This is a genomic window from Exiguobacterium sp. s127 (assembly GCF_018618695.1).
GTDB classification, from domain to species: Bacteria; Bacillota; Bacilli; order Exiguobacteriales; family Exiguobacteriaceae; genus Exiguobacterium_A; species Exiguobacterium_A oxidotolerans.
In genome coordinates this window covers 171,107-183,249 of the sequence record NZ_JACSMO010000001.1, presented here as the reverse complement: position 1 = coordinate 183,249, position 12,143 = coordinate 171,107, and the positions used below count along the sequence as shown (strand labels likewise).

The window sequence follows — 12,143 nt, the reverse complement described above, 5'->3', positions numbered from 1 at the left end:
AATTTAAAAGTTTTTTAATTATTCAGTAAAGTTAGGGGCAATGAACAGTGGAGGATTCTACACGATCTCGTTCTAATAACCGAAAATCAAAACGCTCTTGGTTTAAGATTTTCGTCACCGTATTTCTCATCGTCTTAGTCACAGGTGGCGCTACGTTCGCCTACGTCGCATATAAAACCTTTCAAACAGCCAACAAAACAGAAGTAAAATTATCCCGTGGTGAAAAATCAGAAAAACGTCCAGCGGCCGTCGATTTGACGAAAGATCATTTCTCCGTCCTGCTCGTCGGGACGGACGAACGCCCTGGTGACACTGCTTCACGATCAGACACGATGATTGTCGCCACCTTCAACAAAGCGGAAAAGAAAGTCAGCATGTTGAGTATCCCCCGGGATTCCCTCGTCATGATTCCGTCTGTCGGCTACGAAGATAAAATTAATCACTCGTATGCGTTCGGAGGAATCGATTCAACGATTGAGACGGTCGAGAACTTGCTCGATATCCCAATCGACTATTATGGCTCAATCAACTTTAATGGTGTCGTCGCGATTGTCGATGCAATTGGCGGAGTCGACGTCGACGTCAAGTTGCCGATCGACACACTCGATTCATCTGATCAACAGAGCGGCGTCAAGCTCGATCCCGGCGTTCAGACATTAACCGGTGAAGAAGCACTCGCTTATGCCCGGATGCGCTACGAAGATCCCGAAGGTGACATCGGCCGTACAAAACGCCAACAACAAATTTTACAAGCCATCATCGATGAATCGACTTCGCTCGGTTCAATCACAAAGTTGAATCAATTGATGCAAGCGACCGGCGATAACTTCCAAACAAACATGTCGTTAACGGAAGCATTCCAGCTGCAGCCGTTCGTCAAGTCACTCGCGACCGTCAACCGGATCGACTTAGAAGGATCGGATGCCCGAATCAACGGCGGCTATTACTACAAGCTGGATGAAGAGTCGCTCCAAGAAGCAAAAAACATGTTAAAAGAACAACTCGCTCTGCCGACGAACCAGGCAAGTGAGGCATCGGCTGACGATTCAGGGACAAAAGATGATACGTCGACTGAAGCAAACTGACTTTGAGGCGTTGTTCGCATTACAAAAACGTGCTTATCAAATAGAGGCGGAGTTAATCGGTACGACCGATTTTCCACCTTTGCGCCAAACATCGGCTGAATTGACGCAAGAAGCTCCGCTCGGTTACGTCTTGACGTCCGAATCCGGACTCATCGGTTGCCTGACGTATTCCGATCGGACGATTACACGTCTGCTCGTCGCACCCGATTTTTTCCGGCAAGGTGTCGCCTCTCGTTTACTGCGCCATGCGCTTGAAGCAGAGGATTTGCAATTCGTCTCAACTGCAAAAATGAACGCGCCGGCGATTGCGCTTTATCATCAATTCGGTTTCATCGAAGACGCGACGACCGTCCGGCAAGACATCGCCCTCGTCCACCTCAAGCGTAAGACTGGAAACAATGGAGCTGACTCATAAGTCAGAGTAAAATCAATCCTTATGTCGTACGTTTCCGACAACAATCAAATGGCCGATGATTCTCTCTTTTATGGAATCATCGGCCATTTCTATTTCCGTACTTTTCGCTCATGCCGTCTTGAAACCTATCCAAGTCTCGTGAAAGCCCGCACTTTTTGTACAAAGCGATCACGCGCTCTAAAGCGTCTGTAGATTGCCTTTTTTAAGTAAGACCGATTCCGCTTAACACCATTCCAATCACTGCTCCAAGTAAAACGATGCGTAACGGCGACTGGTTATAAAAACGAAGTAAACAAAAGAGCCCGAAGGCGACGAAGAAATCGAGACTCGTCTCGACGCTCGATGTAAAGATCGGGTCATATAAGGCGGCTAACAACAAACCAACGACCGCTGCATTGACGCCGATCAACATCCGTCCGACCTGTTTATTCATTCGGACGCGATCCCAAAACGGGACGACGCCAATCACGAGCAGAAAACCGGGTAAAAAAATCGCCAATGTCGCGAGCAGACCACCCGACACACCTGAAATGACCGTCCCGAGGTAGGTCGCAAATGTAAAGAGTGGACCGGGAACAGCCTGGGCCGCGGCATACCCCGCTAGAAAGTTCGTTCCGTCCATAAATCCTGGTACGAGTGCCTGGTTGAGAAACGGTAAGACGACGTGACCGCCCCCAAACACGAGTGCACCGGCATTGTACATGATGCTCGCGAGCTGCACGTTTCCCGTCGCTACCGTTGCTAAAATCGGTGTCGCGACTAACAAACCGAAAAAGAGTATGAGCGCACTGATGCTCCACACGCGTGATACGTGAATGGCTAACGGCTGACCAGATTGTGGTTCAACTTTAAACAAGAGTAATCCGAACAATGCCGCCAGTAGTAAGACACCGACTTGCGCAAGCGGATGATCGAAGATTAAGACACCTGCAAGCGCAAGCAACATCAACGCTAACCGCTTCGGTCCAACAGCAAGCTTCATCCCCATTCCGAGTACAGCATCGGCAACAATCGCCACCGCGACGAGTTTCAGACCGTGAATGAATCCCGCATCGGTCAAATCGTAAGTTGTCGCAAGCAGTGCGAACATGATCAATAACAGACTCGACGGTAATGTAAACCCGATAAAGGAAATGATTGCACCGACGACGCCACCACGAATCAACCCGATTCCCATCCCGACTTGACTCGATGCCGGACCGGGAAGAAACTGGCAAAGTGCCACAAGATCGGCGTAGCCTTTCTCGTCAATCCACTTCCTTCGTTTGACGTATTCTTCATAAAAGTATCCGAGATGCGCGACAGGACCTCCGAACGATGTCAAGCCGAGCTTCAAAGAGACGATGAAGATTTCTATCCATCTACTCATTTCTCCACCTCCAACACCTAGTATACGAAACGTTTGTAAATTTTTTGTGACAGCTTACAGTTCAGTCGACTTTTGTTTTCCGTATGTCCCCTTTCTCCACAATGCTTCGATTGGCCCTTGGTGATGGTGTCGCAAATACCAACGCGAGAAAAACGTTTGGCAGGCTAATAAGATGAGAGCTCCTAACGTCCCTTGCCACAGCGGAATCGTGCCGTATGTCCCGGATAAGAAAACAAGGACTGTAAAAACGAGTGTGTGCGTCAAATAATTCGTTAGCGCCATCCGTCCGAGCAAGCGGAACCCTTCCATTCGCAGGCCGGCCCGAACAACCAAGGCGATGGCTGTCGCATAAGTAATGGCGAGCGTTCGTCCGGACAACCAGACGAAAAAGTAATTGATTAGTCCATCTGCAACCTGCCCTTGGTGAACGCGAATAATTTGCGTTAGTGCAGGGAGTGACAAAATCAAGCTTACGAGGAACCCTACGATGAGTAATCGTGTTGTCGGTGGCCGCACTGAAAAGCGTTCCATCAAATAGGCGCCGATTAAAAAGAGAGATAAAATTTCCGGCCAAAGCATCAACGTATTTCCGAGTGCATCCGGCAATTGGACGGTCGCATGATAAATGAAATAACCTCCGAGATCACGTTCGGCAACAAGATCGGTCAATCGACCGTCCGGTTCAATGATGGAACGATCGCCTTCTGATTGAGCAAAGAGATAAATTGAAAGATAGAGAGAGACCGTATACAGTTGGAGGGCAAGACCGATGAAGAGTTTGGTCAGCGGTCGTGTTTTGACGAAGAGCAACAAAAGGAATCCGCAAAACGCATACGTTTGGAGAATGTCACCTTCCCAAAACAATAAATGAATGAGACCGATCGCAAATAAAATCGTCAAACGGCGAACAAAAATCCACAGCGAACGCTTTTTTTGACGGAGCCGGTCGATGAAGAGGATAAAGCCAGCACCAAACAACGCGCTGAACAACGTATAAAACTTCGTTTGAATGAACAAATCAAAGAAAAGCCGGAGCAATCGGTCGACTTGTCCCATATCGGACACGAACCGTTCCCCGAGAAAACTCGGCATGTTGACGAGCAAAATCCCACACAGTGCAAAACCACGGAGGACATCCAAATAAATAATCCGTTCTTTTTCCGCTATCGGATTCATAATAGTCTCCTTAATCGTCAATCAGCCGCCCAAAAATCAAATTTTGAGCGGCTGATTGGTCATTTTGATGTAAGTCGTTCGAGTAAATTCAATAACGGACGATAGCGTTCGCCAAGTAGTCCCAGCGATTCGACTAAGATATCGAGCACAATCAATAACATGATTAACGAAACGAGTGCCCCGACGGAATTCGTTTGTGAAAATAAAATCGCCGTCATGCCGAAAATCGCACACAACCCATAAATCACGAGCACAGCTTGGCGCATCGTAAATCCAAGATCGAGCAGACGATGATGCAGGTGGGCTTTGTCTGGTGCGAACGGTGGTTTCCCTTGAAGAACACGCCGGACGATTGCAAACAACGTGTCGGAGATCGGAATCCCGAGCAAGATGACCGGAACGGCAAGCGAGAACAAGGTCACGTTTTTAAAACCGAGTAACGATAAGACACCAAGCATGTATCCAAGGAACAAGGCCCCTGTATCCCCCATGAAAATCTTCGCCGGATAAAAATTGTGGAACAAAAAGCCGAGCGTGCTCATCAAGAGTAAAATTGCGACGATCGTCACGTAAACATTTCCTTGGATGACAGCGAGGCTGATCAACGTCAACAACACGATGCTCGAGACACCGGCTGCGAGTCCATCCAGTCCATCAATCAAGTTGACGGCATTCGTAATCCCGATGACCCAAAGAAACGTCAACGGCACACTCCACCAACCGAGAAACAGTTGCTGGTCAAACGGCAAATTGATGAATTCGATTCGAATACCTCCATTTAAGACGATGACGGCAGCAACAATTTGTCCCATCAGTTTCAACCGGGCATTCAATTGGAATCGGTCGTCGAAGGCCCCCGTCAAAATGATGACGAATCCTCCGACTAGAATATGAGTCGCATAGGGACTCGAAGGTTGCAAAATAAAATAGCCAATCATGAACGCGATATAAATCGCCAAACCACCTAGACGTGGCATGATTCGCACATGTACTTTTCGCGCGTCCGGACTGTCAACGGCACCGACTGCAATCGCAAAGCGTTTTACGACGGGTGTGATCAGTAAGGCCGCGATAAAACAGACGATGGACGCAGTCCATAACATAATAACATCACGCTCCTGCGCGAATTATATCATAAAAAAAAAGAGCCGACGAGCGGCTCACATGAAGATTGGGACTTCAGCAGACGGATCATATGTATAAATCCCACGGCCAACCTTTTTGATTGCCGGGTTCGCTTGCTCGACTTTCGCCATCAATTGATAGATGTTACTGATTTGATGACGGTAACGTAATTCAAGTTCCATTTGAATGTCACGTGCCGACATCGATTCACGTTCACGCATCAAATCACTGATTTGGTGGACGTACACTTCAAGCGGGTAACGCTGATTGACACGCCGTTGTTTTAGAGGGCGTTCTTGTGCTACGGCGATTTCTTTTGAATACTCTCCAGCACCACGACTCAACTCTGCAATCAAGTATTCTGCACGCCGTTGAAGACGGCGGTATTCCTCTTCAATCTCCATCAACTCACGATAAATGTGTTCACTCGTTCCCATGTTTACCCTACCTTCCAAAATTAAACATAAATATTTCAATTATGTTTCAATTGTATGTTTATTGAAATATTACAGAATATAAATTGTCTGTGTAATATATAATTTTTTTAAATATTTAATTATCCTGTAATATTTTCATCAAACACCCGATACAATGGTTACACCTCATATTAACAGAAAGGAGCTAGAACGGAACATATAAATTATAAATTAAACTATCTCAAAAGCACTTATTTTATTCGTAAAGGTGTTCTAACTATTGATTTTACACAAAAGGAGACTGGAAAATTAATGGACAAATTAACTAAATTATTGTCGTTTGCACTAGTACTTTTGCTTCTACTCACGGTTGCGTTTCCGTCTTCTTTAGTATCGGCAGCTAGCGGTACTTCTTTTACGAAAACGACTTATAAAACAACAGATTCTTTAAATCTTCGGACATCCAATACAACCACGTCGAAAAAGTTGACGACGATTCCGAAAAACACACAGATCAGCTCCTCTTATCGTAAAGGGAATTGGTACAAACTGTCTTATCAAGGAAAGACGGGCTACGTGCTAGGAACATACTTAAAGAAAGTCGTCACGGGGACTGCTTTCGCGAAGACAACTTATCAAACAACCGCAGCACTTTCTTTACGCAAAGCAGCGACGACTTCTTCGACACGGCTGTTGACGATTCCAACAGGTAAAAAAATCAGCTCAAGCTATAAAGATGGAAACTGGTACAAAGTCACGTACAGTAATAAAACCGGTTACGTCTCCGGCTCTTACTTAAAAAAAGTCGCGGCTTCGACAACATCGAAAACGACTGCTTATACAACAACCGAACGGTTAAATCTTCGTACCGCACCGAGTGCATCCGGGAAACTGATCTTGACGATTCCGAAAACTCAAGTCGTTCAGTCGCTATCTACAAGTGGCGCGTGGCATAAAGTGACCTATAACGGATCGACGGGTTATGTCATCGGTACTTACTTGAAAAAAGGGACTTCTTCTCCCGCCTCTTCTTCTACGGCGAGCGTCGATTACAGCGGTTCAAAAATGTATGTCCTCATCAGCTCAGGTAGTACGGTCACATTACGCTCCGGTCCGTCTTCTTCAAGTAGCCAACTCGCTCGTCTCGGACGCGGTACGCCGGTCGTCGTCTCAAACAGTACACATAAAACACGTGGTTATGTCGCGGTCAAGACAGCGGACGGACGCTCCGGTTATGTCGAGTCGATGTATTTAACCCTCTTTCAACCCGCTCCTTCGAATCGACCATTGATCGTCCTTGATCCTGGTCATGGCGGTTATGATCCCGGTGCTACACGGGTCGGACTAACAGAACGCGATATCGTCCTCGCCGTCGCGCGTCAGGTCGCAAGCCTTCTCGAAGGAAAAGTCGATTTACAATTAACGCGGTATACGAATGACTATTATCCGACATTGACCGACCGCAGCGTCATGGCGAACTCACATGCAACTGCTCGCTTCGTCAGCATCCATATCAATGCCTCAAACGCTACGAGCGCTTCCGGTGCCGAAAACTATTACTATAGCGGATCAACATCCATTCAATTAGCAAATGCGATTCAACAACGGCTGGTCAGTTATGCCGGTATGCGAAATCGCGGTGTGGATTTCGGTAACTTAGCGGTCATCCGAGGCACGAATGCTCCCGCCGTTTTGACAGAACTCGGATTCCTTTCAAACAGCACAGATCGTTCGAAGTTAACGAACGCTGCCTACCAGGCACGTTACGCACAAGCGATCGCAGATGGAATTCTCGCGACACTTTAATTTTCCACAACACTTCGAGCCGACTAAAAAATATGACATACAATCACAAAAAAGGATTGCCATCTACCGATGCGCAATCCTTTTAGCGTTCAGCGTGTAGACAAACTATTAAAAAGCGTAAACATATGGTATGGAAATGCAATCCGTTCGCGCTTCCCTGTCTCGCCTCGTCTTCAAAGCGGCAATCTTCCGCGCCGCTACAGCAAAGCTGCAGGGTCGCGACCGATTGCTTTTCGCGGTTCTAAGCGATTCGAGACGAATCGCGCTCTAAACCGTCTCCACGCCTGGATTTCCTTCACGGTATTACTTGAAAAGCGTCACTTTTCGTTGACTCCTACGGGAAAAAGTGCGTTTTTAACGCACGTTCAGAGGCAGGCAAGACCCTGCTCGTTGGCCGTGAGGACCAAGGAGCAACGGCTTGCGCCTCGCCCGAGGAAAGCAACGAAAAAAGACGCTTTATCTCCCAATATTGCGAAAAAAATTTGTTTTGAGAAGAAGCAGGAAAGCAACTTCTCACCATCCGTTAAGATTAAAAACCGCTTAATTTGTCTATACGCAAAAAGGACCGCTCAGGGAAGCGGTCCTTTTCCTCACATGAAAAGAGATCAATCAGATGAAACAACGAACCATCAGGGAATGGAACGTTGTCGTTAGCGACTAGCTAAGATTTGCTCAAGGGAAAGCAAATCTGTCGAATCGACACGATAGTCTGCCTCATGTAACGTCGTTTCCGGTCCGACGCCGACAGCATACATGCCTGCCGCGTGGATGGCTGTAATACCGGCTGCTGCATCTTCTACACCGATACAGCGACTCGGATCGACGTCAAGCGCTTCAGCTGCCCGTAAAAACACTTCAGGGTGTGGTTTAGACTGAGCAACTGTTGCCGCATCGACGATATCATCGAAATAGTGTCGGACCTTTAGTGCCTCAACGACCGTCAGCGCATTTTTCGAAGCCGACGCCATACCGATTTTCAGCCCAGCAGCCCGAATTTCATCCAAGAACGAAATAATTCCCGGAAGAAGATCTTGTTCTGAGATATGTTGAATCAACTCGACGTAGTGCTCGTTCTTTTTCGTCGCAAGCGCGTTTTTTTCGGCTTCCGTGAAAGCATGCTGCTTTCCACCGAGCGCCAAGATCCGCTCTAACGAATCGGTCCGACTTACACCTTTAAGTGTTTCGTTGAAATCCCGGTCGAACGGAATCTCAAGCTCCTCTCCGAGTTGCTTCCACGCTAAGTAATGATACTCGGCTGTATCGGTAATCACGCCGTCTAAGTCAAAAATAACCGCTTCAATCGTTGGTGCCATCCGACATCCATCCTTTCATCCATCGTACATGAAAGACAAGAAATCGAATGATTTGCGCAAACGATTGCACTTGCCTCAAGAAATATTTTACCTCTTCATACACCTCTTTGCAAGCGTTATCAAAAATTTCTTCATTTAGACCTTTTGAAGTTATCAGGAAAAATTAGTTTGCATTGATAACGCTTTCAAATAAGCATAAATGTTTTCTCTATTTATCTCTTTACTATTCGTTTTACATTTTTTAACTGGTATAATCAGGTTAGTTTTAGAATCGGAATTGAAGGAGTGACTTAGTATGTTTCAACGTGTCAAACAACTACTCGACGAACAGAGCCGTCGGATGCGACGTTATGAAAAAATCGTCCTGTCGATCAATAGTCTAGAAGCGGAAATGCAACAGAAGACCGATGACGAACTCTGCCGCTTAACCGCTTCTTTAAAAGAACGTCTTCAGACGGGTGAGTCGGTCGAAGCGATTACTGCGACTGCATTTGCGCTTGTTCGGGAAGCGAGTAAGCGGACGCTCGGATTCCGCCATTACGATGTCCAGCTGATTGGTGGCCTATCGCTACTTGAAGGACATATCGCCGAGATGGCGACCGGGGAAGGAAAAACCCTCGTCGCTTCGCTCGCCAGTTTTACACAGAGTCTGTACGGGCAAGGCGTCCATGTCATCACCGTCAATGAATATTTGGCCTGCCGTGACGCGGAACAAATCGGACAAATCCATCGCTTTTTAGGACTGACGGTCGGCATCAATCATTCCGACTTATCATTTGACGAGAAGCGAGCCGCCTACGCTGCCGATATTACATACGGAGTCGGAACGGAGTTCGGTTTTGATTACCTTCGCGACCATCTCGTCATGCGCAAAGAAGACCGGTTGCAACGCCCTCTCCGCTTTGCTCTGATCGATGAAGTCGATAGCATCTTGATTGATGAAGCTAAAACCCCCCTCATCATGGCGGAACGTGACACCGTTCACGAAGCGCTCCAACAACTCGTCCGTCGTGTCATCGAAGCGTTCCAGCCAGAGGAAGATTATACGTTTGACGATGAAATTAAAGCGGTTGCCTTAACCGACCAAGGCATCGAGACGATTGAGCGAACGTTCGGAGTCGATCAACTCTTTGCGGCAGAACATGCTGTCTTGTTTCATTATGTCATCCAGGCACTTCGCGCGCATGTCGTCTTGACACGCGATATCGACTACATCGTCAAAGATGATAAAATCGCCCTCGTCGACTTATTCACAGGTCGCTTAATGGAAGGGCGCAGTTTATCTGACGGCCTACACCAAGCACTCGAGGCAAAAGAGAATGTTACCGTGACTGAAGAAAACCGGACGACAGCCCAAATCACGATTCAACATTATTTCCGCCTCTACCGTCATGTTTCGGGTATGACGGGAACCGCGTCGACCTCACGCGATGAGTTCCTGAAAACTTACCGGATGGATGTCGTATCGATTCCACCGAATCGCCCGAAAATCCGAATCGATGAACCAGACGTCCTTTTTTTGACGCGTCAGGAAAAATATCAGGCCATCGCACAGGCAACACGACTCGCACATCAAACAGGACAACCCGTATTGATCGGGACGACTTCAATCGAACAATCCCTAAAAGTCGCTCACGTCCTGGAGCGCGAACAGTTGCCTTATGAGATTTTGAATGCAAAGACGGTTGATCAAGAAATCCGAATCATCGAGTCAGCCGGACAAGCCGGCCGGATTACGATTGCGACGAACATGGCCGGTCGTGGAACGGATATCGTCCTCGATGCCTCTGCCAAACAGCAAGGTGGATTGTTGGTCATCGGGACAGAACGCCACGAGTCGGTCCGCATCGATAATCAACTTCGCGGCCGGGCCGGTCGCCAAGGTGATCCAGGATTGACGCGCTTCTATTTATCACTCGAAGACGAGCTTCCCCGCCGCTTCGCAAAAGACCGCCTCACCCGTGTTCAAAAAAAGCTTCCCGATGTCGCAGGTCCTGTCACGTTAAAAGAGGCGCGTCAGTTGATGTGCTATGCGCAGGAGACATGTGAATCCGTCAACCGGAGCGTCCGTGATGAACTCGTCCAGCTAGAAGATGTCATCAGTGAGCAACGCCTCGCGATCTATCGTCTTCGCAATCAAATTGTTGAGTCCGAGTCACTTGAAGGGTTCGTCCAGTCCTTTGCTGCTCGTGTCATTCATGCCTTAGTCGATGAGCATCTCCATGACGCGCTCGTTCCAGAAGAATGGCCACTGGCATTACTGACATCGGAACTTGAACAGCTCGTCCAACAACCGGTCCTGCTCGAGCGCGTCGAATCGCGTGAAGAAATGAAACAACGATTGACTCCACTCATTGCAGAGACCGAGACCACGATGGCAGACCATCTTGCGTCCCATGAAGAAACAGCACGTCGCTTCATGCTGCTCGCACTCGATGAACAGTGGACGGGTCACTTAACGGCGATGAATTCATTGAAGGAAGGGATTCATCTTCGCGGTTATGCGCAGGAACAACCTGTTCGTATCTTTGAACAGGAAGGAATGGACTACTTCACTTATGCGATTTCTACTTTTGAAAAACAGATTGTCTCTAGTCTTTGTCGCTTCGAAAGTGTTACGACTGAAGGAGGAATGCTTCATGCAACCGTCGACTGATTCACCGGTTATTCAACCTGCGCTCTATTTCACGGACGATATGCCAATCGTCAAAGAAGATGAGTATGTCTTCCGCTACGTCGCGGCACAACTACCTGGACTCGCTCCTGGTCAAATGGCAATCCACCTCTTCCAAAGGTTAGAAAACAAGCCGTTGCGCTTGATTGCCTTGTTCCAAAATACACTTGACCAAGCTTTCCAGCTGAATGATTTAGTCGTTCTTGCACTGTCCGGCGACCAGTTGATTGCCCGGAAAACGCTTAGTATCGAGGAGATACCGGTCCTTTTACCAATGGTAACAATTCCGCTTTGGCTTGAGTTTGCGGAAGAAGATGTGTTTGTCGACCTTGATTTACTTACTGATCCGGTCCAACTTGTCTTTTCGAACGAATTATTGACCGATGTGCTGATTGATTCGTCCTTCTCGGAGACTGAACGCCAACGGATCCGCCAAATCGCTTTTTCTCACCCGATTCCTCCGACAGACGGTTGGTCGCTCCTTCCGGTATCGATTCTAAAAAAAGAGACTTCCGTTGAAGCGATTGTCTTAGTGCGTAATCCAAGTAATCAGCTTTTGACACTCGATCAGTTGGCATTCGAACTCGTGACCGGAGAAACGACGCTTGCGCAGACCGAGCACCCCGCTGTATCTGTTTTTTCGACGAGCGAATATGCCATTCGCCTCCAGTTTGACTATTCGGCAAAGGCAACTGAAACGTTCGCCCTCCGCTACCTCCCCTAATCAACAACGAGGCGCCTCGTCCAATGACGAAGCGCCTCGT

General features: G+C 47.7%; 10 protein-coding genes. 5 read left to right on the top strand and 5 right to left on the bottom strand.

Going from position 1 to position 12,143, the window contains the following annotated elements:
- Nucleotides 1-47 precede the first annotated feature (47 nt).
- Together KNP98_RS00820 and KNP98_RS00815 are read left to right on the top strand one after the other, a co-directional pair.
- Entirely contained in the window at nt 48-1,085 is a 1,038-nt protein-coding gene (locus KNP98_RS00820) for an LCP family protein (RefSeq protein ID WP_214768860.1), read from the top strand.
- A complete protein-coding gene (locus KNP98_RS00815) occupies nt 1,060-1,500 on the top strand; it encodes a GNAT family N-acetyltransferase (RefSeq protein ID WP_214810552.1) in 441 nt (146 codons plus the stop codon). The genes KNP98_RS00820 and KNP98_RS00815 overlap by 26 nt, the downstream gene beginning before the upstream one ends.
- Nucleotides 1,501-1,702: 202 nt before the next feature.
- Here the strand turns inward: KNP98_RS00815 and chrA are convergent, their stop codons facing one another.
- The 4 genes from chrA to KNP98_RS00795 are packed head-to-tail and all read right to left on the bottom strand — an operon-like array spanning nt 1,703 to nt 5,607.
- Nucleotides 1,703-2,869, bottom strand: a complete 1,167-nt coding sequence (chrA, locus tag KNP98_RS00810; RefSeq protein ID WP_214810551.1) for a chromate efflux transporter — start codon at nt 2,867-2,869, stop codon at nt 1,703-1,705.
- 54 nt (nt 2,870-2,923) lie between these two features.
- Nucleotides 2,924-4,045 carry a DUF418 domain-containing protein gene (locus KNP98_RS00805; RefSeq protein WP_088837804.1) on the bottom strand — a complete coding sequence of 374 codons (1,122 nt, stop codon included), beginning with the start codon at nt 4,043-4,045 and terminating at the stop codon, nt 2,924-2,926.
- 59 nt (nt 4,046-4,104) lie between these two features.
- Entirely contained in the window at nt 4,105-5,148 is a 1,044-nt protein-coding gene (locus tag KNP98_RS00800; RefSeq protein ID WP_214766783.1) for a glycosyltransferase family 4 protein, read from the bottom strand.
- A gap of 57 nt (nt 5,149-5,205) precedes the next feature.
- Nucleotides 5,206-5,607: a Rok-like winged helix domain-containing protein gene (locus tag KNP98_RS00795; RefSeq protein ID WP_029331484.1), complete on the bottom strand. Its 402-nt coding sequence runs from the start codon at nt 5,605-5,607 to the stop codon at nt 5,206-5,208.
- Nucleotides 5,608-5,898: 291 nt separating this feature from the next.
- On the opposite strand from KNP98_RS00795, the gene KNP98_RS00790 reads away from it, so the two are divergent.
- On the top strand, nt 5,899-7,392 hold the full coding sequence (locus tag KNP98_RS00790) for an N-acetylmuramoyl-L-alanine amidase (protein ID WP_214768864.1): 1,494 nt from the start codon (nt 5,899-5,901) through the stop codon (nt 7,390-7,392).
- A 650-nt stretch (nt 7,393-8,042) separates the two neighbouring features.
- Here the strand turns inward: KNP98_RS00790 and pgmB are convergent.
- Nucleotides 8,043-8,705: a beta-phosphoglucomutase gene (gene pgmB, locus KNP98_RS00785; protein ID WP_214810550.1), complete on the bottom strand. Its 663-nt coding sequence runs from the start codon at nt 8,703-8,705 to the stop codon at nt 8,043-8,045.
- A gap of 295 nt (nt 8,706-9,000) precedes the next feature.
- Between pgmB and secA the strand changes: the two genes are divergently transcribed.
- On the top strand, nt 9,001-11,361 hold the full coding sequence (gene secA / locus KNP98_RS00780; protein ID WP_214810549.1) for a preprotein translocase subunit SecA: 2,361 nt from the start codon (nt 9,001-9,003) through the stop codon (nt 11,359-11,361).
- Nucleotides 11,345-12,103, top strand: a complete 759-nt coding sequence (locus tag KNP98_RS00775; protein WP_214768868.1) for an SLAP domain-containing protein — start codon at nt 11,345-11,347, stop codon at nt 12,101-12,103. Before secA ends, KNP98_RS00775 begins: the two co-directional genes overlap by 17 nt.
- The last annotated feature ends 40 nt before the right edge of the window (nt 12,104-12,143 follow it).

What these genes read in the sequence shown, in the direction of transcription:
- KNP98_RS00815 (WP_214810552.1), top strand. Translation starts at nt 1,060, where the DNA reads ATGATACGTCGACTGAAGCAAACTGACTTTGAGGCGTTGTTCGCATTA.
- chrA (WP_214810551.1), bottom strand. Translation starts at nt 2,869, where the DNA reads ATGAGTAGATGGATAGAAATCTTCATCGTCTCTTTGAAGCTCGGCTTG.
- KNP98_RS00805 (WP_088837804.1), bottom strand. Translation starts at nt 4,045, where the DNA reads ATGAATCCGATAGCGGAAAAAGAACGGATTATTTATTTGGATGTCCTC.
- KNP98_RS00800 (WP_214766783.1), bottom strand. Translation starts at nt 5,148, where the DNA reads ATGTTATGGACTGCGTCCATCGTCTGTTTTATCGCGGCCTTACTGATC.
- KNP98_RS00795 (WP_029331484.1), bottom strand. Translation starts at nt 5,607, where the DNA reads ATGGGAACGAGTGAACACATTTATCGTGAGTTGATGGAGATTGAAGAG.
- KNP98_RS00790 (WP_214768864.1), top strand. Translation starts at nt 5,899, where the DNA reads ATGGACAAATTAACTAAATTATTGTCGTTTGCACTAGTACTTTTGCTT.
- pgmB (WP_214810550.1), bottom strand. Translation starts at nt 8,705, where the DNA reads ATGGCACCAACGATTGAAGCGGTTATTTTTGACTTAGACGGCGTGATT.
- secA (WP_214810549.1), top strand. Translation starts at nt 9,001, where the DNA reads ATGTTTCAACGTGTCAAACAACTACTCGACGAACAGAGCCGTCGGATG.
- KNP98_RS00775 (WP_214768868.1), top strand. Translation starts at nt 11,345, where the DNA reads ATGCAACCGTCGACTGATTCACCGGTTATTCAACCTGCGCTCTATTTC.